A 20057-nucleotide genomic window follows, 5' to 3' on the forward strand; every position below is an offset into this window, starting at 1 on the left:
GCGGGCCGTGGGCCGTTGAGCGTAACAGTGCTCCCGTGGAGCCTTCTCCGCGGCATTGCCCGGCGCCGAGGTGCACTAGTGTGACGAACCCCTAACAGCGGTGTGCCACCAGGGCTTTGTGGTGCCAGCTGCGCCTGCTTACGCTGTCCGCCATGTCCTCCACCTCGCCAACACCCGCCGCGTCGGCCGCCGCTGGCGCTTCCGGCGCCCCCGGTGCGCACGCTTCCGCCGCGGCGGAAGCACGCACGTATACCTCGTATACCCCCGCTCCGCCGGGCGGCCCGGCGCCGAGGGCGGGCCGCCGGGAGTGGACCGCCCTGGCCGTCCTCCTGCTGCCCTGCCTGCTGGTCTCGATGGACGTCTCGGTGCTCTACTTCGCCGTACCGTTCCTCACCGCCCAACTGGAGCCCAGCGCCGTCCAGCAGCTGTGGATCCTCGACGTCTACGGCTTCGTCCTCGCCGGCCTGCTGATCACCATGGGCGCGCTCGGCGACCGCATCGGCCGCCGCCGGCTGCTGCTGGCCGGCGCCGCTCTCTTCGGCCTCGCCTCCTGCCTGGCGGCGTACGCGCAGAGCGCCGGCCTGTTGATCGCGGCCCGGGCACTGCTCGGGGTCGGCGGCGCCACCCTGATGCCGTCCACCCTCGCCCTGATCCGCAACCTCTTCCCCGACGCTCGGCAGCGCGGCAAGGCCATCGCCGCCTGGTCCGCGGCGGTGACCGGCGGCATCGCCATCGGGCCGGTGCTCAGCGGGGCGCTGCTGGAGCACTTCTGGTGGGGTTCGGTCTTCCTGGTCAACACCCCGGCGATGGTGCTGCTCCTGGTGTGCGGGCCGCTGCTGCTCCCGGAGTTCCGCAACCCCGCGGGCGGCCGCTTCGACCTGTTGGGGTCCGCGCTGTCCCTGGCGGCGATGCTGTCCGCGGTCTACGGCATCAAGGAGATCGCCCGCGACGGTCTGGCCCCCGTGCCGGTCGCCGCCCTGGCCACCGGTCTGCTGGCGGCCGCCGCGTTCGTCCACCGGCAGCGCACGGCCCGGTACCCGATGCTCGACCTGGAGCTGTTCCGGCAGCGCGGGTTCAGCGGGTCGGTGCTGATGAACCTGCTGGCGATGTTCGCGGTCGTCGGCTGCGCGGTGTTCTTCACCCAGTACCTCCAGACCGTCCGGGGCATGAGCCCGATGCGCGCCGCGCTGTGGAACATGGCGCCGACGCTGCTGGTGGGCGGGGTGGCGCCGCTGTCCGCCGTGCTCGCCCGCCGACTGGACCGGTCCGTCGTCATCGCGGCCGGCTTCGCCCTCGCGGCCGGCGGCTTCGTCTGGCTCTCCCGGGCGGAGGCGTCCTCCCCGCTCCTGGTCGTGCTGGCCGGCTGCGCGCTCTACGCCTGCGGCCTGATGGCCGTGATGGCGCTCGGCAACGAACTCGCCCTGGGGGCCGCACCACCGGAACGGGCGGGCGCCGCCTCGGCCGTCCTGGAGTCGGGCACCGAACTGGGCGGTGCGCTGGGCATGGCGGTCCTCGGCACCATCGGGAGCGCGGTCTACCGCGACGGCATGCGGGGCGCGGTGCCCGCCGGCCTCCCGGCGCGGGCCGCCGACACGGCGCGGGAGACCCTCGCCGGGGCCCTCGCGGTCGCCGACCGGCTCCCGGGCCGGGCCGGCCAGGCGCTGGCGACCGCCGCCCGGGACGCCTTCACGCACGGTCTGCACACCGCCGTGCTGTGCGCCGCGGGCGTGCTGGCCGCGGCGGCGGTGCTGGCGGTGCCGCTGCTGCGCGGCATACGGACGACACCGGACGCGGCCGGGGACGGGGACGGGGGCACCGGCCGTCCGGCGTGAGACGGCGGGCGGCGGGTACGGCACCGCCCGTCACGGCCCGCCCGTCACGTCCGGCCCGCCACGGCTCCCGCCCGTAGCAGCTCCGCCGCGGCGGAGCCGGGCCCTCAGTCGCCCAGCCGCGGCCGGCCCGCGTCGTACACCAGCAGCCGCTCCCCGGGCAGGAGCCGGGCCTCGGGGCTGACCGGGTGCGGACGCAGCCGGCCGTCGTGCATGAGGTGGCGGACCTCGGTGCCGCGGGCCAGTACCACGAAGTCGGCGATCATCCTGCGGTGGCAGCGCCACCACACCGTCTCGGCGCACATCACCGCGGTGCGCTCCGCGGCGGCCTCGACGAGCAGCTCGTCCACCGCCGCGACGAACTCCGGGGTGCGCATGTGCCCGGCGTACCCGGTGAAGGACTGGTTGCGCAGCGCCGTGTCCGGCGTGTCCGGAGCGGCCTTCCGCCAGCCGCCGAGCCGCTTCTCCCAGCGGTAGGCGAGGCCCGCCTCCGGCACCCACCGCGCCATGGCGTCGCGTCCGGCGTCGGGGTTGTGCCGGCTGCCGGGCGCCGTCCGCACATCGACCAGGCGGCGCACCTCCGCTCCCCGCAACAGCCGCGCCATCTCCGCGGCGGTCGCCGTACCGTGTCCGAACGTCAGCAGCATGGTCCTCTCCACCGTCCGGCAGCAGGGGGGAGCGAGGGGGGCCTTTATACCCGATGGCTATACCCAACGGCCGGGTGCCGGGCCGGTTCCGCCCCACCGCGCCCCGGTACGGCGAATCGGTGGCAACGGGGGCGGGACGTGTGGGACGCACCCCGGAGTGGAACATCTGCCCGGACAACGGACCCCGGGCAGTGGGAGAGAGATGGCAACCGACGACGCGGCAACCGACGGCGCGGCGACCGACGACTTCGTCCTCGACGTGAGCAGGATCCGGGCCGAGGCCCGGCAGAAGATGGCGGCCGGGCCGGTCACCAGCACCTACGGCCTGGACCGGGAGAAGGTGATCTCCGTCCTCAACGACGTGGTCGCCACCGAGGTGGTGTGCTGGCTGCGCTACACCCGGCACGCCATCTCCGCCACCGGCATCGACCGCGCCCAGGTCGCCGCGGAGTTCACCGAGCACGCCGCCGAGGAGCTGGACCACGGCCGCCGCGCCGCCGAGCGGATCTCCCAGCTCGGCGGCCGGCCCGACTTCGACCCGGCCGGACTGACCCGCCGCGCCCACACCGAATACACCGCCCCCGCCGACGACGACCTGACGGCCATGCTGGAGCACAACCTCGTCGCCGAACGCATCGTGATCTCGACGTACCAGGAGATCGCCCGCTGGCTCGGCGACCACGACCCCACCACGCGCCGGCTCATCGAGTCGATCCTGGAGGAGGAAGAGGAGCACGCCGACGACCTCCTGGACCTGCTGGCGCGGTAGCCGGGCCGGCGCGGGCGCCCCGGCCGGCGCGGGCCCGTACGGGGCGGAATTCCCGGCCCGCGCGCCGCCTGCGCCGTACCGCGCTTCTATGGTGGAAGGAGCGACCCGTGGGGCGACCCAGGGGAGACGCCCCCATGACGCGCCGGGCAGCCGAGCCGCCAGGAGGTGCGGTGCGGTCCGGTTGTTCCGGCGCCGGCGGGGCACCCGCAGGGCAGGCCCGGAAACGAGGGCCCGGAAGGGACGGGGCGGACCGCACCTCCTGGCGGCTCGGCCGCCCCTGGCGACAGCGCCGATCGGATACCACCATGAACGAGCAGGCAGGCAACGGACACGGAACACCCGGGAGCGCCCGGCGCGCCCCCGGAAACCCCGCACCCGCGGCGGCCCCGCGGACGCCCTCGGCGGCCCCGGCCGCGGCATCGAAGCTGCTCCACCCGGTCGGCGCGGTGACGACCACGGTCCGCCGCATCCCGGGGGCCGGACGGGTCAGCGGGGCGTTCGACGAGGTGCTGGACACCGTCGGCCTGGTCTCGCCCCGGGCGCGCCGGATCGCCGCCTACACGGGCGCCGGGCTGCTGGGCGCGTTCGGCGCGGTGGACTGGCCGGTCGCGGCGGCCGGCGCGGCCGCCGTCTGGCTCACCCAGCGGCGCCCCGACCGCACCGCGCGGACCGGGCCGGCACCGGAGACGCCGCCGGGCGCCCAGGCACCGGGCCCCGCAGCGGCGGACCGCCCGCCCCAGGACGGCACCGCACCGCCCGCCCCCTCCGGCGGGGGCCGGACCGACTGACAGCGACGCCCCGGCTGCCCCCGACAGCCCGGTTGAACACCGAAGCCCGGCCGACCGGCGAGGTGAGACATGGTGGTGCGACAACTGATCCGCATACCGGGCGCGGGGCTCGCCCTCGCCCTGGGCGCTCCGGCCGCCGCCGTGTGCCGGGCGCTGCCGACGGCCCGCACCGTCACCCGGCTCGCGGTCGGCGCGGCCGGCGCCGGCTTCCGCGGCACCGTGCACGGCGCGGCGGCCGCCGCCGACACGGCACGGCGGGTGGGCCGCGTCTCCCGCAACGCCGCGGACACGGGCCGGGGCTACTGGCAGGCCGGCTCCCGCTTGCAGCTGCCGCTGCGGCCCCGTGCCGATGCGGGCGGCCGGGCGCGCGGCGTCGAGGCCGCGGCCGGGAAGGTGGCGGCGGCCCTGGCCCAGCAGCCCGAGGTGGTCGCCGCGTACTGGGACGGCGGACTCGCCCGGCTCGTCGTGCAGATGACCAAGGACGCGGTGACCGACCGCGTCATCGAGCGGGCGGCCGAACTGGCCACCGCCCACCGGCTGGAGCGCACCGGCGACGACGTCCTGGAGACCGCGCACCCCGACCACATCGGCGGCGTCCGCGCGCAGGCACTGGGCCTGGCCTGCGACGCCGTGGGCCTGGCCACCGCGGTGGGCGCCCGCGCCATCCGGCTGAAGCACACCCCCCGCCTGCTCACCGCGGCCACCGGACTGCTCCGGGAGGACCCCGGCATCGCCGCGGCGCTGCGCAAACGGTTCGGCGACCCCGGCTGCGACCTGCTGCTGGCCGCGGCCGGCGCCGCCGCGTACGGCATCGGCCGGTCGCCCGGCGCGCTGGCCCTGGACGCGGTCCTGCGCACCGGCCGGCTGCTGGAGGCCATCGCCGGTGCGGCCGCCTTCGACGCCGCGCAGGACAGCGTCTGCGGACCCGGGCGCCTGAGCCTGGCGGCCGAACGGACCGCCCGGCCCGCCCTGCGCCCGCTGCCCAGCGAGCAGTACGCGGCGCAGGCGGTGGCCGGCGGACTGCTCGGCGCGGCCTCGGCCGCCCTGCTGGCCCGCAACCTCGCCGAGGCGGCCGAGGCCCTCGTCGCCGGCAACCCCAAGGCCGCCCGCTACGGGCCGGCCGCGTTCACCGCCGCGCTCGGCACCGAACTGGCCCGCGAGGGCGTCCTGGTCCGCAACCTGGAGCGGCTGCGCCGGCTGGAACTCGTCGACGCCGTGGTACTGCACCCCGACGCGCTGCGCGGCACGGCGCGCACCGTCCTCCAGGTCCACCCCAACGCCCCCGGGTGGGACCACGACCGGCTGTGGCAGGCGGCGGCCGCCGCCCTGGACCCCGGCGGCGCCGAACCCGGCCTGGCCCTGCGCCCGGTCCCCGACCAGGAGGGCCCGGCGCCCGGCCAGGACGACCCCGGGGCCGGACTGATGGTCGCGTCCGCCGGCGGACGGGACGTGGGCACCGTCCTGGTCGGCCGGGAGATCGACCCGCTCGCCGAGTCCGCCCTCGACGCGGCCCGCCGCGCCGGGCTCCACGTCGTGGTGGCCGACGACGGCACCCTCGGCGACTTCGGCGCGCTCGCCGACCAACGGGTCGGCGCCGAGCGGCCGTTGGCGGACGTGGTCCGCGAACTCCAGCAGGCGGGCCGGGTGGTCCTCACCCTGGCCCGGCTCCCGGTCCACGGCACCGAGCTGACCGGGACCGGCCGGGAGGTGCTCGCCGGCCTGCTGCGCGGCGACCTCGCCGTCGCCGTCACCGACGCGCACAGCGCCGTGGTGTGGGGCGCCGACATCCTCCTCCCGCACGGACTGGAGCCCGCCTGGCGGCTGCTGGCCGCCATCCCGGCCGCGCGGATGGTCGCCCGGCACGCCAAGACCTTCGCGGAGGCCGGCGCCGCGCTGTCCGGCCTGCTGGTCCTCACCCGGGGCCGGCGGGCCGCGGGCACCCTGTCCGCCGGCCTGCGCCTGACGCCCGTCCACGCCGCCGCCGGCGCGTCCCTGGTCTCCGGCTGGCGCGCCGCGCTGCGGGTCAGCGTCCGCAGCGCCCCGCACCCCCCGCCCCGGATACCGTGGCACGCCCTGGCGCCCCAGGACGCCCTGGCGCGCCTCCGGGCGGTCGCGCGCCCACGGGCCCCGGGCGCGCTGCCCGGCCGGGAGGAGGCCGGGGCGGCGGTCCGGCGGATCGCGGCGCTCCCGCTGTTCGCGCCGGTCCGCCCGGCCTTCCAGCTGGCCCGCGCCGTCCGCTCGGAGCTGGACGACCCGCTGACGCCCGTCCTGCTGGTCGGCGCCCTCGCGTCCGCCCTGCTGGGCTCGGTCGTCGACGCCGTGCTCGTCACCGGCGCCCTGGGCATGAACGCGCTGATCGGCGGCGTCCAGCGGCTGCGCGCCGAACGGGCCCTGTCCGCCCTGGAGGAGCGGCAGCGCCGCACGGCCCGGGTCGTCGACGGCGAGCGGACCCGCACCGTGGACGCCGACCACCTGTCGCCGGGCCAGGTCATCGAGGTGCGCACCGGCGAGGTGGTGCCCGCCGACGCCCGGCTGCTCGACCTCGACGACCTGGAGGTGGACGAGTCCGCGCTGACCGGCGAATCCCTCCCCACCGCGAAGCAGCTGGCTGCCACCCCCGAGGCACCCGTCGCCGACCGCCGGTGCATGCTCTTCGAAGGCACCACCGTCGTCGCCGGACAGGCCCGCGCCGCGGTCGTCGGCACCGGCGACGGCACCGAGGCCGGACGCGCCGCGCACCTGGCCGCCCGCACCCCGCCCGCGCCCGGCGTCCAGGCCCGGCTGCGCGAACTGACCAACCGCAGCCTGCCGTTCACCCTGCTCGGCGGCGCCGCCGTCGCCGCCCTGGCGCTGCTCCGCGGCCGCCCGGTGCGCCAGGCCGTGCGCGGCGGACTCGCCGTCGCGGTGGCCGCGGTCCCCGAGGGACTGCCGCTGGTGGCCACGGTCGCCCAGATGGCGGCGGCCCGCCGCCTCAGTGCCAAGGGCGTCCTGGTCCGCACCCCGCGCACCCTGGAGGCGCTGGGCCGGATGGACACCGTCTGCTTCGACAAGACCGGCACCCTGACCGAGAACCGGCTGCGGGTGACCCGGACCGCCACCCCGGACGGCCGGCCGCACGACGCCGGCACACCCGGGGCCGAACCCGTGCTGCGGCTGGCCGCCCGCGCCTGCCCGCCGCCGGCCGCCGGCACGGCGACCCACGCCCACTCCACCGACGAGGCGGTCCTCGCCGCCGCCCCCGACGACCCCGCCTGGGAACACGCCGCCAGCCTGCCCTTCGAGGCCAGCCGCGGCTACGCGGCCGCCACCGGCTCCGAGCACGGCGGCCCGCGGCACCTCGTCGTCAAGGGCGCGCCCGAGGTCGTCCTCCCCGCCTGCACCGGCGCGGGGGACGAGGCCGCCGCGGCCGCCACCGCCCTCGCCGACGAGGGACTGCGCGTCCTCGCCGTCGCCACCCGGCGCGCGGACCAGGGCGCCGGGCCCGCCGAGGACCCCCTCGACCAGCCGCTGGACCGGCTGGAACTGGCCGGATTCGTGGCGCTGGCCGACTCCCCGCGGGCCGGCGCCGCCGAGCTGGTGACCGGCCTGCGGCGGGCCGGGGTACGGCCCGTCATGCTCACCGGCGACCACTCGGCGACGGCCCGCGCGGTGGCCGCGCGCCTGGGCTGGCCCGAGGACGCCGAGATCGCCACCGGCGATGAACTCGCCGGCCTCGACCAGGCGGGCCGGGCCCGCCGGCTGCGCGGCTGCGAGGTCGTCGCCCGGGTCGCGCCCGAGCAGAAGGTGCAGGTCATCGAGGCCCTCCGGGAGGCCGGGCGGGTCGTGGCGATGGTCGGGGACGGCGCGAACGACGCCGCCGCCATCCGCGCCGCCGACATCGGCGTCGGCATCGCCGCCCGGGGCTCGGCGGCCGCCCGCAACGCCGCCGACCTGGTCCTCACCGGCGACCGGCTGACCGCGCTGACCGACGCCGTCGCCGAGGGGCGCGCGCTGTGGCGCAGCGTCGCGGACGCGATCTCCATCCTGATCGGCGGCAACGCCGGGGAGATCGGCTTCTCCGTCCTCGGCACCCTGCTCTCCGGCGCCGCCCCGATGTCCACCCGGCAGATCCTGCTGGTCAACCTGCTCACCGACATGTTCCCGGCGATGGCCGTCGCGGTCACCCCGCGGGACGACGCACAGCCCGGCGGCGACACCGCGTCACCGCGGGCCGGCCTGGCCGCACTGGACGAACCGCTGGCCGCGCAGATCCGCCGCCGCGGCCTGGTCACCGCCCTCGGCGCCGCCACCGCCTGGCTGATCGGCACGCTCACCCCCGGCACCGCGCGGCGCACCAGCACCATGGCGCTGTGCGGCGTGGTGGGCGCCCAGCTCACCCAGACCCTGACCGGCCGGCGGCGCAGCCCGCTGGTCCTGGGCACCGTCCTGGGGTCGGCGCTCGTCCTGGCCGTCCTCATCGAGACCCCCGGCGTCAGCGGGCTCTTCGGCTGCCGGCCGCTGGGGCCGGTCGCCTGGGCCGGGGTCGCCACCGCCATCGGCGTCGCCGCCGCGGCCCCCCACCTGCTCCCGCATCTCGAACGCCGCTTCCCGCACGCCGTCACCCGCGTCCTGGCGCTCGTCACGGCGACCGGACTCGCCACCGACCCGACAACCGAGGGAGGAGCATGACGCACACGCCGCCCACCCCGCCCCGCCGCACCCGGACGGCCCGGACCCCGGGGAGGAACCGATGACCGCCGGCCGGAAGATCCGCGCCGGCCGCCGCACCGTCGAACTCACCCGGCCCGACAAGGTGCTGTTCCCCGACGACGGCATCACCAAGGCCGACCTGGCCGACTACTACCGGTCGGTCGCCCGCCGCATGCTGCCCCGGCTGCGCGGCCGTCCGCTGATGCTGGAACGCCACCCCGACGGCCTCGACGGCCCCGGCTTCATGCAGAAGGACGTCCCCGACCACTTCCCCGACTGGATCCACCGGGCCGAACTCCCCAAGGAGGGCGGCACCGTCACCTACGCCCTCTGCGACGACACCGCGACGCTGACCTACCTCGCCGGCCAGGGGTGCCTGACCCCGCACCGCTTCCTCTCCCGGGCCGACCGGCCCCACCACCCCGACCTGCTCGTCTTCGACCTCGACCCGCCGGGCCCCGACTTCACCGCGGTGCGCGACGCCGCCCGCTGGCTGCACGACCTGCTCGACACCCTCGGCCTGCCGTCCACCGTCATGACCACCGGCTCCCGCGGCCTGCACGTCCTGGTGCCGCTGGACCGCCGGGCCGGCTTCGACGACGTCCGGTCCTTCGCCCGCGAGGCCGCCGAGACCCTCGCCGCCCGCCACCCCGACCGGCTCACCACCGAGCAGAGCAAACAGGCCCGCCGCGGCCGGCTCTACCTGGACATCCAGCGCAACGCCTACGCCCAGACCGCCGTCGCCCCCTACGCCGTCCGCGCCCGGCCGGGCGCACCCCTCGCCGCCCCGCTGACCTGGGACGACGTGGACGATCCCGAGCTGACCCCGCAGCGCTGGACGCTGGCCACCGCCGAGCAGCTCCGAAAGAACGACCCCTGGCGCGGCAGCCGCCCCCGCGGCCGCTCGCTCCGCCCCGCCCGCCGGCGCCTGGCCGCCCTGCACCGGTGACCGGACACCCCCGACCCCGTCCGAGGACCCCCGACCACGCATTGCGAGGTGCGCCATGACGGCCGGAAAAGAGGTTTCCGAGCTGCTCTCCGCCCACGGCCGGACCTACGCCGAGGAGGCCCGCATCACCCTGCGCGACAAACCCGCACCGCTGTACCAGCTCCTGGTCCTCACGGTGCTCTGCTCGGTCCGCATCAAGGCCGACCTCGCCACCGCCGCCGCGCGGGAACTCTTCGCGGCCGGTCTCCGCACCCCGCAGGCCATGGCCGACTCCGCCTGGCAGGACCGCGTGGACGCCCTGGGCCGCGCCCACTACGTCCGCTACGACGAGAGCACCGCGACCGCGCTGGGCAAGGGCGCCGACCTGGTGCGGGCGCGCTGGCACGGCGATCTGCGGCGGATGCGCGAGGAGGCCGCGGGCGACCGCGCCCGGCTGACCGGGCTCCTGCGGGAGGTCCCCAGGATCGGCCCGGTCGGCGCGGACATCTTCTGCCGCGAGGTGCAGGCGGTGTGGCCGGAGTTCGGCCCGTTCTTCGACCGGCGGACCTGCGAGACCGCCCGGGCACTGGGACTGCCGCACACCCCCGAGGGCCTCGGCGCACTGGTGCCGGCCAAGGACCACGCCCGCCTGGCCGCCGCCCTGTTCCGGGTGGGCCAGTCGAAGGCCGCGGTCCGGGAACTCCAGGCCGCCTAGGAGGTCCCGGCCTCAGCCCAGGTCGGTCTGCACCAGGTCGCGGAACGCGGTCATGCACGGGGAGCAGTGGCTCTCGGTCGGGGACTCCGCCAGTGGCGACCGGTCGGCGGAGGCCGGTGGCAGCCGCCGCCCGCACAGCGTGAGGCGTGCCTGGACGTCCGCCATGACGTGCCACACCAGCCCGGTGGTGCCGGTCGTCGCCGGGCCCGGATGCATCTCGTACATCGGCTCACCCCTCGTACCGCGCGTGCCGGTCCGGTCCACCGCGGGTGGTTGCCAAAGGCCGCGGTGACGGGGCCGCACGGCCGTGTGACACCTCGGTCGTGCGGTCCCGCCGGGGCGGCCAGGACGGCACGCTCGCCTGGTTCCGCCTGCTTTCCATGGAATCCCGGCCCACCCGACCGGACCATCGGCGCTCCGCCACCCGGGTGGTCACCGGCGCGGTGACCTGCGCGGAAGCCGCGCGGCGCCGAGCTGCGCCGGCAGCCCGGCCCCGGCACCCCAGTGCACCGCGCCCGCGGCCCGGTGGCATCCCCGGGCGCCGGGCCGGGAACGCGGGGGGACAGCGGGCCCGGCAAGCGCCGGGCGGGAACCCGGGTAGGGATGACGTATGCAGCACAGCGCGGTGACGCAGCGGATCACGGTGCCGGTGCGCGACGGCCCGGTGGTCGCCTGGCGCAGCCCCGGCCGGGAACCGCCGGTGGTGTGCGTCCACGGCGCCGGGGTCTCCAGCCGGGAGTTCCGGCCGTTCCTCGGCGCACTGGGCCGGTGCGGCCACGACGCCTGGGCCGTGGACCTCCCCGGCTTCGGCGCCAGCGGCCGCCCATCGGGGCCGCCGGTCCTCCGGGCGCTGGCCGACACGGTCGCCGAGTGGCTGGCCGCCGTACCCCTGGAGCGGGTGGTGCTCCTCGGCGGTTCCTTCGGCTGCCAGGTGGCCGTGGACGCCGCCGTCCGGCACCCGGACCGCATCGCCGGGCTGGTGCTGGTGGGCCCGACCGTCGACCCGGCCGCCCGCGGTTGCGGCCGGCAACTGCTGCGCTGGCTCCGCAACTCCCCGCACGAACGGCTCTCGATGGCCCCGCTCAACCTCGCCGACTACCGCGACGCCGGCACCCGTCGCGTGATCGGCGCGTTCCGCGAGAGCCTGCGCGACCGCATCGAGGACAAGCTCCCGCACGTCCACCGGCCGGCCCTGGTGGTCCGCGGCGCCCGCGACCGGATGGTGCCCCAGGAGTGGGCGGAGGAGGCGACCCGGCTGCTGCCCCGGGGGCGGCTGGCCGTCGTCCCGGACTCCGGCCACATGGTGCCCTACCGGCGCCCCCGGGAACTGGCCGAGACCGTCGCCGCGTTCCTCGCCCGCGAGATCGCGCCCGCCGCGGACCGCGCGCACGGGCCCGAAGGGCGGCGGGGATGAAGGCGGCCAGGGCGGTCGCCTCCTTCGACTCGGCCACCGGGATGCTCCGCGCGCTGGCCCGCTTCCTCTCCGGCCGGGACGTACCCGCCCTCGGCCGCGCCCCCGCCGCCCTCGACGCTCCCGTCTCCGGCCTGCTCGGCGCCGCCAACCGGCTGCCGCCCGCCGTCCGCGACCGGGCGTACGCCCTGAGCGGCTGGGCCAGCGCCATCCCGCCGCGCCAGGCCGGCCGGGTGCGCGCCGACGCGCTGGCCTCCTGGGTCACCGGCCACTACCCGCGGCGGCGCCCGCAGACACTCCTGGTGCCGGTCCGCCGCCACGGCGTCGCACCGGACGACCCGCGCGGCGACCTCGCCGCCGTCCGCACCGCGGGCCGCGAGCTGCTCGCCGCCAACCCCGACCTGGTGCTGCACCACATGCACGACCCCAACCAGGACCGGCTGATGATCGCCGAGATGACGTACTTCCGGCTCAAGTGGTCCCGGCTGCCGGCCGCGTACCGCGCGTTCATCCGCGACCACCTCGCCCCGGGCGGCCGGCTGGTCGCGGTGGACTGCGCGCTGCGCTGGCCCACCACCACGGTCGGCGACCGGTACCTCTTCCAGTTCGGCGCGCTCGGCGACGCCAGCCCCGAGGAATACCACCGGGGCGGCCCCCGCGTCGCCGACCTGCTCTCCCGCTACGGCTCACCGGCCCGCCGCTGGGACCCGCCGGCCCCCGACGGCGAGAGCCCCGAGGCGGAATGGGGTCTGCAACCGGCGCTGCTCGACGACCTGACCGCCTTCGCCGGGCGGCACGGCCTGGGCCTGGACGTCCTGGGCTTCCCCACGCCGCAGGCGCTCAGCCCCGCCGTCGCCGACCTCTACCGCGCCTGGTACGAGGAGCGGCAGCTGCCGGCCGACCGCCTGCTGGTCGAGTCGTTCCTGCTGCTCGATCCCTGGCAGGCGCTGCGCACCGGCTCGGTGCCGTACTGGGCGGTCTTCGGCACCGAGTCCTGCCGGGCCGGCCTCGCGGCGTACCTGGACTCCACCGCGCCGTACGACGAGATCCGGGCGCTGCTGTTCAACCACGGCACCGAGTCCATCGGGCTGGCCGGCGCGGAGGACTGGCGGCGGACGGCGGCCCGGGCCCGCAAGCTCGGCGTGCTGACCGGCGTGGACGCCGCCGCGTACCCCCGCGACTTCGCCGGGTTGGTCCGCACGCACCGGGAGCTGCGGAAGGTCCGGACGCGCTGCCCGATGCCGCAGCCGCTCGACGTGGCAGGGGTCCCGGACGTCCTCACGTCCCGTCAGGACGTGGTCTGGCGACCGGCCACCTGAGGGGCGGCGGCGCCGGGGCCCGTTACCAGGCGGCGGGGTAGCGGACCGGGTGGCCGCCGATGCGGCCGGGCAGCAGACCGATCGCCACCAGCAGGACGGTGGCCAGCGTCAGCAGCAGGAGAAACGTTCCTGCGTGCGGGGCCTGGAGCACCACGATCACCGCGGTGGCCACGGCCGGGGAGTGCGAGAGGTGGGTGAGCATCATGGCGCCCATCGAGACGCCGGCGGCGATCGCCGCGCCCCAGGCGGTACTCCCGGTCAGCGCCAGGGTGCCGAAGCCGATGAGTGCGGAGAGCAGGTGGCCGCCCACCAGGTTGCGGGGCTGGGAGAGGGCGAGCCCGGGCGCGCCGTGCACCAGTGCCGCGCTGGCCGCCGGCGGCGGGATCAGCAGCGGCTGGTGCAGCAGGACTCCGATACCGACCAGCAGGAGCAGGGCGCCGATGGAGAAGGCGGTGGCGCGCAGCACGTGCAGCGGGTGCGGTCTGGAGGCGGGGGCGGACGGGGGCGTGGACATGGGTGGCTCCGGGCAGGGCGCGCAGATCATAAACAAAATGTTGATTAAGGCTTGAAGTGTTTCACTGTGTGGGATACCCGGCGCCCCGGTGGACGGGCCCGGGGCCGTCATCTCCCGCCGTGCACCGGGGACTTCCGGCGGCCGCGCTGTGGTGCGGCAGGCGGTGCCGGCGGCCAACGCGGGGCGGTCGCGGGCGTTTTGTGCAGGCGTCCGCCTGGCACAGAATCCGGCCCGGTCCGCGGCGCCCGGGGTCCGGGATGCGAAGCCGGTCACCAGGGCCAAGCTGGATATATGGCGCGGAAATACCCGACAGCCGACATTCCTCCTGTGCGGGCCGCGCGGCATGTCCAGGGAAGGTGACACACCCATGGAAGACGCGAGCAAGGCTCTCCTGGCCGCCGCTCTGGCCGGTGGTTATGTGCTGGGCCGAACGAAGAAGGCGCGCCTGGCGCTGAGTCTGGCGTCCTACCTCGGAGGCCGTCGGCTGGGGCTGGATCCCCGGCACCTCGTGCGGGACGGGGCCCGCAAGCTGGGTGACATCCCGCAGGTCGCGGAGCTGGGGCAGCAGCTGCGCGGCGAGGTCATGGCCGCCGGGCGGCAGGCCGCCACGGCCGCGGCCCACCGCGGCATCGCGTCGCTCGCCGATGCGCTCCACGACCGGACGCTCCAGCTCAACGAGGGCGGATCGTCCGGGGGCGACGCGGACGAGGAGGAGCCGTCCGAGGGCGACCAGCGGGGCGGACGGGGCGAACGCGAAGGAGAGAAGGGCGAGTCCGGCCGGGCGCGGGCCGACCGGTCGGCGGACGGGAAGGGCGCGACGGCGAAGAAGGCGGCGGCCCGGAAGCCGGAGGGGCGGAAACCGGCCGAGCGGGCGAGCGGCGAGCGGAAGCCGGCCGGGAAGAAGACGGCCGGGCAGACCGCTCCGGCCAAGCAGACCGCGCGGAAGAAGGCGGCGCCGGGCTCCCGGCAGAGCGCCGAGCGGGCATCGTCGCGTGAGGGACGTCGGAGGTAGGCGATCATGGCCAAGCTCGCAGGGGAAGACTTTGGACCGGAACTCGATCGGCTGCGGGACGAATTCGGCGATTTCATGACGGCGTGGGCCGGCAATCTGGCCGGACGGGCCGGGGAGAAGCTGAGTGATGTCACCGGGCAGCTTTCCAACGTGACGGAGGGCGGTGGCGCGCTGTCCCAAGTGGGCGCCTCGCTTCTCGGCGGCGGTGGCGGCGGCTCCCTCGTGACCAAGGCGCTGGGCGGGGTGGTGAAAGGCGTCGGCGGAAACGTCCTGGAAAAGGTCAAGGAAGGCTTCGGCGGCGGGAAGAAGAAGTCGTCGGGGGACCGGAAGGTCACCAACATCATCGAGGTCATCGACGTCGGGCTGCCGGTGCGGACGGTCTACAACCACTGGACGCAGCTGGAGAAATTCAGCAGTTTCACCAAGGGTGTCCGGAGCGTCTCCGCCAGCGATGAGGTGAAGACCAACTGGAAGGTCAAGGTCGGCCCTTCGACACGGGGCTGGACCGCGACCGTGCAGGAACAGGTGCCCGATGAACGCATCATGTGGACCTCCGAGGGCGCCAAGGGCACGACGCGGGGCATCGTCACCTTCCACGAGGTGACCTCCGACCTGACCCGGATCGTCCTGGTCGTCGAGTACTACGCCTCGGGGCTTTTCGAGAAGACCGGCAATATCTGGCGCGCGCAGGGCCGGCGGCTCCGCCTGGACCTCAAGCACTTCCAGCGTTACGTGAGCCTGACCGACGAGGAGCCCGAGGGCTGGCGCGGCGAGATACGCGACGGCGAGGTCGTGCTCAGCCACGAAGAGGCCCTTGAGGAGGAAGAGCGGGAACGCGAGGGCGAGGAAGGCGAGGAAGGCGAGGAAGAGGAAGGAGCAGAGGGGGCGGGCGAAGAAGAGGAAGAGGAAGAGGAAGAGCCGGACGAGGGGGAGGGTGCATACGAGGACGAGGAGGACGAGGAGGAAGAGGAAGAGGAAGCGGACGAAGACGAGGGGGAGAGGGGAGAGGCGGCGGACGACGAGGCGGAAGAGGGGGAGGCAGCGGAGGTCGGGGCACGCTAGGCGGTGCGCCGGCTCCCCGGCCGTGTACCGGGCGAGCGTCGGGACGCGGTGCAATACCATGGAGAGGCGCCGCACGTGGCGCAGCGAAGAGGACGTCTCCGATGGCGGAGAGAGATATGGGCGCAGGCGAAGAGGGCCACCCCCGGCGCGCCCGGCGTGCCGAGACCGAAAAGCCCTCCCGGAAGGCCGGAAGCTCTCGGGAAGACAGCCGCCCCGCCAAGAGCGGTGACCAACGCGAGGGGCGTCGCGTTTCGGCGCGGCTGGCCATGCGGAATGCGGCTGAACAACTTCAGGACCTGCTGGGACGCGCTCCCGAATCCGTTTCCGCGGTGACGCCGACCACGGACGGCTGGCAGGCCGACGTGGAAGTCCTGGAGATGGAGCGCATCCCCCCGACGACCAGCGTGATGGCGAGCTATCGGGTGACGCTGGACGAGGAAGGCGATCTCGTGTCCTATGAACGTACTCGCCGGTACACCCGCGGCCAGATCGACAAGAGGGCTTAGCGATTTCCGTTTCCGGTGTGCCGTTCACACGGGACGTGTGTAACGAGAAGGCCGGCCCGGCACACCGGGCCGGACGGTGAGAGGAGGCACCATGACTGTGGTGCCGCAGAGTGAAGGAGCCCTGGCCAGAACCGGCGGGGGAGGCGGCTCGGGGAATCTCTACGACGTTCTCGACCTGATCCTTGACCGCGGCCTGGTCATCGACGTGTTCGCCCGGGTCTCGCTGGTGGGCATCGAAATCCTCAAGGTGGATGCCCGGATCGTCGTCGCGAGCGTCGACACGTATCTGCGTTTCGCGGAGGCGTGCAACCGACTGGATCTCGAATCCGGCCGGAAGGCTCCCGCACAACTGACGGACGTGGTCGGCGAAGTGACCAAGGGCGGCTCGAAGGGCAAGACCAAGGGCGCCTTGGCGGGGGCGGCGGAAGCGGTCTCCGATGCCCTGAAGAGCGCACGCGAGAGCCGGAGCGGCGATGAGGAGAACGAAGCGGACGAGGACGAAATGGAGCCCGTCGAGAGCAAACGGGAGCGATCGGCGCGGCGACCGGTCCGCCACCGGAAGGAATGACCCATGACGGTGTACGTCTATTCCATTGTCTCGGCCGACCACCCGCAGCGCCTGAACGGCCTGCACGGGGTGGGGGACCCGCCCGCCGAACTCCGTGTCGTGGGCAGCGGTTCACTGAGCGCCGTGGTCAGTGATTCCCCGGAGGAATTGCGGCCCAAGCGGCGGGATCTCGGCGCGCATCAGGCCGTTCAGGAACGGCTGATGGCCGACGGTACCGTCCTGCCGATGCGGTTCGGCTTCACCGCCGACGATGACGACGCCGTCCGGGCCGTGCTGGAGGAACGCGCGGAGGCGCTCACCGCCCAATTGGCGACGCTGGAGAACTGCGTTGAGTACAACCTCAAGGTGGGGCAGGCCGAGGAGACCCTGCTGCGGCAGATCCTGACCGAATCGGACGAGGCCCGGAGGCTCAACGACGAGATCAGAAGCGGCCGGGGCAGCCCGGAATTGCCGCTCGCCCTCGGCGAACTGGTCGTCAAGGAAGTCCGGACCCGCCAGGACCAGCTGACCGCGGACATCGTGGCCGCGCTCCGCGGCCTCGCCCGCCAGGAGAATCTGGCCCAGGCGACGGGCGACGACTTCCTGAACGTGTCGTTCCTCGTCGAGCGGGAGAAAGAGCAGCAATTCCTCGCCGCGCAGAAGCAACTCGCGGAAGAGTTGGGCGAGGGCTTCGACGTCCGGCTGCACGGCCCGCTGCCCGGCTACAGCTTCGTCTGAGGAGGGTGCGGACATGGGGCTGCTGACGCAGATCGCGACGCTGCCGCTGGCGCCGGTGCGCGGGGTGGCCTGGGTCATGGAGCGTCTCGTGCAGGCCGCGGAGGACGAGTACTACGACCCGGGGCCGATCGAGCGCGCACTGGTCGACCTGGAGCAGGCGCTGCTCGACGGTGAGATCGACGAGGAGACCTTCGACCGGCGCGAGGACGAACTCCTCGACCGCCTCGAAGAGATCAGGGCGCACCGTGCCACGCTCGCCTGATGCGGAGGGAGCGCCGTGAACGAACCGGTAGCCAGGCGGCTGGGCGATCTGCCGTCCCGGGCGAGCCCCTACAGCCAGGGGGGATCGACGACCAACCTCGCCGACATCCTCGAACGGGTCCTGGACAAGGGCATCATCATCGCCGGCGACATCCGGATCAACCTGCTCGACATCGAACTGCTCACCATCAAGCTGCGGCTGATCGTGGCGTCCGTGGACAAGGCGAAGGAGATGGGCATCGACTGGTGGGAGCACGACCCGTCGCTCTCCTCGCACGCCACGGACGGCTACCGGTCGCTGACCGAGGAGAACAAGCGGCTGCGCGCCGAGCTCGAAGAGCTGCGCGGCGGCGCGGAACTCCCGGCCGCCGAACGCCCCGAACGCCGCGGCCGCACCGCGGACCGCGCGCGGGAGCGGGACCGCCCGCGCCGCCGTGAGCCGGCCGAGGACCGGCCGCGCCACCGCGAGGACCGTGAGCCATGACCGAGGTGACCTACGCCTACGGTGTGGCGCGGGACGCCGACGGGACCCTGTCCGAGGCGCTGGCCGGCGTCGCGGGGGTGGCGGGCGCGCCGGTGCGCCTGGTGCGCGCCGAGCGCCGCGGCGACGTGGTGGTCGCGGCCGGTTCCGTACCGGCGGAGGACTTCGACGAGGACGCGCTGCGCGGGCACCTGGAGGACCTGGACTGGCTGGAGGCGGTGGCCCGGGCCCACCACCGGGTCATCGAGCGGCTCGCCGACCGCACCACGGTGCTGCCGCTCCGGCTGGCGACCGTCTACCTCAACGACGACCGGGTGCGGGCCATGCTCGGCGCCCGGCTGGAGGTCTTCGCCCGCCGCCTGTCGGAACTGGACGGCCTGCTGGAGTGGGGGGTCAAGATCTACGTGGACACCGCGGCGGCGGAGGCGGAGCCCGGGGGCGGCCCGGCGGAGCCGTTCGCCGGATCCGGACGGGACTACCTCCGGCGCCGCCGGGCGGTGCGCAACGCCCGGGACGACGCCTTCCGCGGCGCCGAGGAGGCCGCGGAACGGGTCGTGGCAGCGGCCCGCGGCTCGGCCGTCGAACGGGCCCAGCACCGGCCCCAGGAAGGCGCGCTCGCCGGCGGCACCGGCCAGAACGTGGTCAACGACGCGTACCTGGTGCCGGTGCGGCGGGCGGAGCAGTTCCGCAGCGAGGTCGAGCGGGCCGCCGACGGGCTGCCCGGCATCCGCGTGGAGGTGACGGGCCCGTGGGCGCCGTACTCCTTCACGGCGGCGCCGGAGGCCGCCGCGCGGGGGAGCGGGCCGTGACGGCGCCCGAGGGGCCCGCGGCGGCACCGCAGGGGCCCCTGGCCCAGCGGCAGGTCGCCCTGATCGACCTGCTGGACCGCCTGCTCAGCGGCGGCGTGGTGCTCAACGGCGATCTGGTGCTGTCGATCGCCGATGTCGACCTGGTGCGGATCACGCTCCGGGCGCTGATCGTCTCCATCAGCGCCGGGAACCCCTCCCCGTGGCAGCCCCCGCCCGCGTCCGCGTACCAGGACCATGACGGGTGAGGACGGCGCCGGCGGCGACCGGTTCGCCGAGGTGGCCGACGCCGCGGCCCGCGCCTTCCGGCTGCTGCCGGCCGCCCCGCAGGAGCTCCGGCAGGCCCGCGGCGCCGGCTCCCGGGGGGCGCCGCGCCGGATCACCACCGGGCCCGAGACCGTGGAACGGGACCTGATCCGGCTCGTCCTGACCCTCGTCGAGCTGCTGCGGCAGCTCATGGAGCGCCAGGCGCTCCAGCGGGTCGAGGCCGGGGACCTCACCGAGGAGCAGGAGGAGCGGCTGGGCACCACGCTGATGCTGCTCCACTCCCGCATGGGCGAACTCTGCGCCCAGTACGGCCTGTCCCTGGCGGACCTCAACCTGGACCTCGGCCCGCTGGGGAGCCTGCTGCCGCCGCCGGAATGACCGCCGGGCGCCCTCCGCCCGGTCCGCGGCGGGTGCTTCGGCGCACGCGGTGGGCACCGAAGCGTACAAGTGAGACAATTCACCCGGAAACCCTCTCCCGCCGGACTGCGGGGGAGACCGGCCGGACCCGTACCGGCCCGTCCGAGCCCGCAAGGAGTGCGCCATGGGCATCGGCAAGAAGACCCGGAACGTCGGCAAGACGATCACGGGGAAGACCAAGGAAACCACTGGAAAGGTCACCGGCAACAAGAGCCTGGAGATGAAGGGCAAGGCCGAGAAGATCAGGGGCAAGGCCGCCCAGGCGGCCGAGCGGGGGAAGGACACCCTCGAAGGCAAGCCCTTCAAGCCCTGACCGGCCGGCAGGAGGTGCCCGGGCGGACCGCCGCCCGG

General features: G+C 75.3%; 22 protein-coding genes. 19 read left to right on the forward strand and 3 right to left on the reverse strand.

Annotation, left to right across the window (positions count from 1 at the left end; all coding sequences use genetic code 11):
- Positions 1–152: 152 nt before the first annotated feature.
- Complete coding sequence (locus tag MUU72_RS14720; RefSeq protein WP_372503106.1) at positions 153–1832, forward strand: MFS transporter; 1680 nt, start codon at positions 153–155, stop codon at positions 1830–1832.
- Positions 1833–1936: 104 nt separating this feature from the next.
- Here the strand turns inward: MUU72_RS14720 and MUU72_RS14725 are convergent, their stop codons facing one another.
- On the reverse strand, positions 1937–2476 hold the full coding sequence (locus MUU72_RS14725; RefSeq protein ID WP_248013681.1) for a DUF488 domain-containing protein: 540 nt from the start codon (positions 2474–2476) through the stop codon (positions 1937–1939).
- Positions 2477–2678: 202 nt separating this feature from the next.
- Here MUU72_RS14725 and MUU72_RS14730 point away from each other — a divergent pair, with 202 nt between their 5' ends.
- The 5 genes from MUU72_RS14730 to MUU72_RS14750 all read left to right on the forward strand — a co-directional run bounded on the left by MUU72_RS14730 (position 2679) and on the right by MUU72_RS14750 (position 10365).
- Positions 2679–3245, forward strand: a complete 567-nt coding sequence (locus MUU72_RS14730) for a ferritin-like domain-containing protein (RefSeq protein ID WP_248013682.1) — start codon at positions 2679–2681, stop codon at positions 3243–3245.
- A gap of 305 nt (positions 3246–3550) precedes the next feature.
- Positions 3551–4033, forward strand: coding sequence for a hypothetical protein (locus tag MUU72_RS14735; protein ID WP_248013683.1), 483 nt, complete (start codon positions 3551–3553; stop codon positions 4031–4033).
- Between the two features lie 69 nt (positions 4034–4102).
- Positions 4103–8701, forward strand: a complete 4599-nt coding sequence (locus MUU72_RS14740; RefSeq protein ID WP_248013684.1) for a cation-translocating P-type ATPase — start codon at positions 4103–4105, stop codon at positions 8699–8701.
- A 61-nt stretch (positions 8702–8762) separates the two neighbouring features.
- Positions 8763–9671, forward strand: coding sequence for a non-homologous end-joining DNA ligase (ligD, locus tag MUU72_RS14745; RefSeq protein ID WP_248013685.1), 909 nt, complete (start codon positions 8763–8765; stop codon positions 9669–9671).
- Between the two features lie 55 nt (positions 9672–9726).
- Entirely contained in the window at positions 9727–10365 is a 639-nt protein-coding gene (locus MUU72_RS14750) for an endonuclease (protein WP_248013686.1), read from the forward strand.
- Positions 10366–10377: 12 nt separating this feature from the next.
- Here MUU72_RS14750 and MUU72_RS14755 read toward each other — a convergent pair whose 3' ends face one another.
- Entirely contained in the window at positions 10378–10590 is a 213-nt protein-coding gene (locus MUU72_RS14755) for a hypothetical protein (protein ID WP_248013687.1), read from the reverse strand.
- 385 nt (positions 10591–10975) lie between these two features.
- Here MUU72_RS14755 and MUU72_RS14760 point away from each other — a divergent pair, with 385 nt between their 5' ends.
- Together MUU72_RS14760 and MUU72_RS14765 are read left to right on the forward strand one after the other, a co-directional pair.
- The gene (locus MUU72_RS14760; RefSeq protein ID WP_248013688.1) at positions 10976–11779 is read left to right on the forward strand and encodes an alpha/beta fold hydrolase; all 804 of its coding nucleotides are present in this window, start codon (positions 10976–10978) and stop codon (positions 11777–11779) included.
- Complete coding sequence (locus MUU72_RS14765; protein WP_248013689.1) at positions 11776–13095, forward strand: hypothetical protein; 1320 nt, start codon at positions 11776–11778, stop codon at positions 13093–13095. The genes MUU72_RS14760 and MUU72_RS14765 overlap by 4 nt, the downstream gene beginning before the upstream one ends.
- Before the next feature lie 22 nt (positions 13096–13117).
- Here MUU72_RS14765 and MUU72_RS14770 read toward each other — a convergent pair whose 3' ends face one another.
- Positions 13118–13609, reverse strand: coding sequence for an HPP family protein (locus tag MUU72_RS14770; RefSeq protein WP_248013690.1), 492 nt, complete (start codon positions 13607–13609; stop codon positions 13118–13120).
- A gap of 367 nt (positions 13610–13976) precedes the next feature.
- On the opposite strand from MUU72_RS14770, the gene MUU72_RS14775 reads away from it, so the two are divergent.
- The 11 genes from MUU72_RS14775 (at position 13977) to MUU72_RS14825 (ending at position 20019) form a co-directional block, all read left to right on the forward strand.
- On the forward strand, positions 13977–14621 hold the full coding sequence (locus MUU72_RS14775) for a histone protein (protein ID WP_248013691.1): 645 nt from the start codon (positions 13977–13979) through the stop codon (positions 14619–14621).
- Positions 14622–14627: 6 nt separating this feature from the next.
- The gene (locus MUU72_RS14780) at positions 14628–15683 is read left to right on the forward strand and encodes an SRPBCC family protein (RefSeq protein ID WP_248013692.1); all 1056 of its coding nucleotides are present in this window, start codon (positions 14628–14630) and stop codon (positions 15681–15683) included.
- Between the two features lie 116 nt (positions 15684–15799).
- Positions 15800–16189: a gas vesicle protein GvpO gene (locus MUU72_RS14785; protein ID WP_248013693.1), complete on the forward strand. Its 390-nt coding sequence runs from the start codon at positions 15800–15802 to the stop codon at positions 16187–16189.
- A gap of 91 nt (positions 16190–16280) precedes the next feature.
- Positions 16281–16757, forward strand: a complete 477-nt coding sequence (gene gvpJ / locus MUU72_RS14790; RefSeq protein WP_248013694.1) for a gas vesicle protein GvpJ — start codon at positions 16281–16283, stop codon at positions 16755–16757.
- A 3-nt stretch (positions 16758–16760) separates the two neighbouring features.
- Positions 16761–17474, forward strand: coding sequence for a GvpL/GvpF family gas vesicle protein (locus tag MUU72_RS14795; protein WP_248013695.1), 714 nt, complete (start codon positions 16761–16763; stop codon positions 17472–17474).
- A gap of 13 nt (positions 17475–17487) precedes the next feature.
- Positions 17488–17736, forward strand: coding sequence for a gas vesicle protein GvpG (locus MUU72_RS14800; RefSeq protein ID WP_248013696.1), 249 nt, complete (start codon positions 17488–17490; stop codon positions 17734–17736).
- Between the two features lie 15 nt (positions 17737–17751).
- A complete protein-coding gene (gene gvpJ, locus MUU72_RS14805) occupies positions 17752–18219 on the forward strand; it encodes a gas vesicle protein GvpJ (protein WP_372503107.1) in 468 nt (155 codons plus the stop codon).
- Positions 18216–19025: a GvpL/GvpF family gas vesicle protein gene (locus MUU72_RS14810; protein ID WP_248013697.1), complete on the forward strand. Its 810-nt coding sequence runs from the start codon at positions 18216–18218 to the stop codon at positions 19023–19025. Before gvpJ (MUU72_RS14805) ends, MUU72_RS14810 begins: the two co-directional genes overlap by 4 nt.
- Positions 19022–19270: a gas vesicle protein gene (locus tag MUU72_RS14815; protein ID WP_248013698.1), complete on the forward strand. Its 249-nt coding sequence runs from the start codon at positions 19022–19024 to the stop codon at positions 19268–19270. Before MUU72_RS14810 ends, MUU72_RS14815 begins: the two co-directional genes overlap by 4 nt.
- On the forward strand, positions 19260–19667 hold the full coding sequence (locus MUU72_RS14820) for a gas vesicle protein K (RefSeq protein WP_248013699.1): 408 nt from the start codon (positions 19260–19262) through the stop codon (positions 19665–19667). Before MUU72_RS14815 ends, MUU72_RS14820 begins: the two co-directional genes overlap by 11 nt.
- Before the next feature lie 163 nt (positions 19668–19830).
- Positions 19831–20019, forward strand: coding sequence for a CsbD family protein (locus tag MUU72_RS14825; RefSeq protein ID WP_248013700.1), 189 nt, complete (start codon positions 19831–19833; stop codon positions 20017–20019).
- Positions 20020–20057: the final 38 nt, after the last annotated feature.

The sequence above is a fragment of the Streptomyces rhizoryzae genome (genome assembly GCF_023155275.1).
In the GTDB taxonomy this organism is placed as follows: Bacteria; Actinomycetota; Actinomycetes; order Streptomycetales; family Streptomycetaceae; genus Streptomyces; species Streptomyces rhizoryzae.

Excerpts from the sequence above, each read along its gene's own strand:
- MUU72_RS14755 (WP_248013687.1), bottom strand. The coding sequence starts at position 10,590 with ATGTACGAGATGCATCCGGGCCCGGCGACGACCGGCACCACCGGGCTG.
- gvpJ (WP_248013694.1), top strand. The coding sequence starts at position 16,281 with ATGACTGTGGTGCCGCAGAGTGAAGGAGCCCTGGCCAGAACCGGCGGG.
- MUU72_RS14810 (WP_248013697.1), top strand. The coding sequence starts at position 18,216 with ATGACCGAGGTGACCTACGCCTACGGTGTGGCGCGGGACGCCGACGGG.
- MUU72_RS14780 (WP_248013692.1), top strand. The coding sequence starts at position 14,628 with ATGGCCAAGCTCGCAGGGGAAGACTTTGGACCGGAACTCGATCGGCTG.
- ligD (WP_248013685.1), top strand. The coding sequence starts at position 8,763 with ATGACCGCCGGCCGGAAGATCCGCGCCGGCCGCCGCACCGTCGAACTC.
- MUU72_RS14820 (WP_248013699.1), top strand. The coding sequence starts at position 19,260 with ATGACGGGTGAGGACGGCGCCGGCGGCGACCGGTTCGCCGAGGTGGCC.
- MUU72_RS14720 (WP_372503106.1), top strand. The coding sequence starts at position 153 with ATGTCCTCCACCTCGCCAACACCCGCCGCGTCGGCCGCCGCTGGCGCT.
- MUU72_RS14740 (WP_248013684.1), top strand. The coding sequence starts at position 4,103 with ATGGTGGTGCGACAACTGATCCGCATACCGGGCGCGGGGCTCGCCCTC.
- MUU72_RS14760 (WP_248013688.1), top strand. The coding sequence starts at position 10,976 with ATGCAGCACAGCGCGGTGACGCAGCGGATCACGGTGCCGGTGCGCGAC.
- MUU72_RS14795 (WP_248013695.1), top strand. The coding sequence starts at position 16,761 with ATGACGGTGTACGTCTATTCCATTGTCTCGGCCGACCACCCGCAGCGC.
- MUU72_RS14750 (WP_248013686.1), top strand. The coding sequence starts at position 9,727 with ATGACGGCCGGAAAAGAGGTTTCCGAGCTGCTCTCCGCCCACGGCCGG.
- MUU72_RS14825 (WP_248013700.1), top strand. The coding sequence starts at position 19,831 with ATGGGCATCGGCAAGAAGACCCGGAACGTCGGCAAGACGATCACGGGG.
- MUU72_RS14765 (WP_248013689.1), top strand. The coding sequence starts at position 11,776 with ATGAAGGCGGCCAGGGCGGTCGCCTCCTTCGACTCGGCCACCGGGATG.
- MUU72_RS14730 (WP_248013682.1), top strand. The coding sequence starts at position 2,679 with ATGGCAACCGACGACGCGGCAACCGACGGCGCGGCGACCGACGACTTC.
- MUU72_RS14775 (WP_248013691.1), top strand. The coding sequence starts at position 13,977 with ATGGAAGACGCGAGCAAGGCTCTCCTGGCCGCCGCTCTGGCCGGTGGT.
- MUU72_RS14735 (WP_248013683.1), top strand. The coding sequence starts at position 3,551 with ATGAACGAGCAGGCAGGCAACGGACACGGAACACCCGGGAGCGCCCGG.
- MUU72_RS14785 (WP_248013693.1), top strand. The coding sequence starts at position 15,800 with ATGGGCGCAGGCGAAGAGGGCCACCCCCGGCGCGCCCGGCGTGCCGAG.
- MUU72_RS14770 (WP_248013690.1), bottom strand. The coding sequence starts at position 13,609 with ATGTCCACGCCCCCGTCCGCCCCCGCCTCCAGACCGCACCCGCTGCAC.
- MUU72_RS14725 (WP_248013681.1), bottom strand. The coding sequence starts at position 2,476 with ATGCTGCTGACGTTCGGACACGGTACGGCGACCGCCGCGGAGATGGCG.
- MUU72_RS14800 (WP_248013696.1), top strand. The coding sequence starts at position 17,488 with ATGGGGCTGCTGACGCAGATCGCGACGCTGCCGCTGGCGCCGGTGCGC.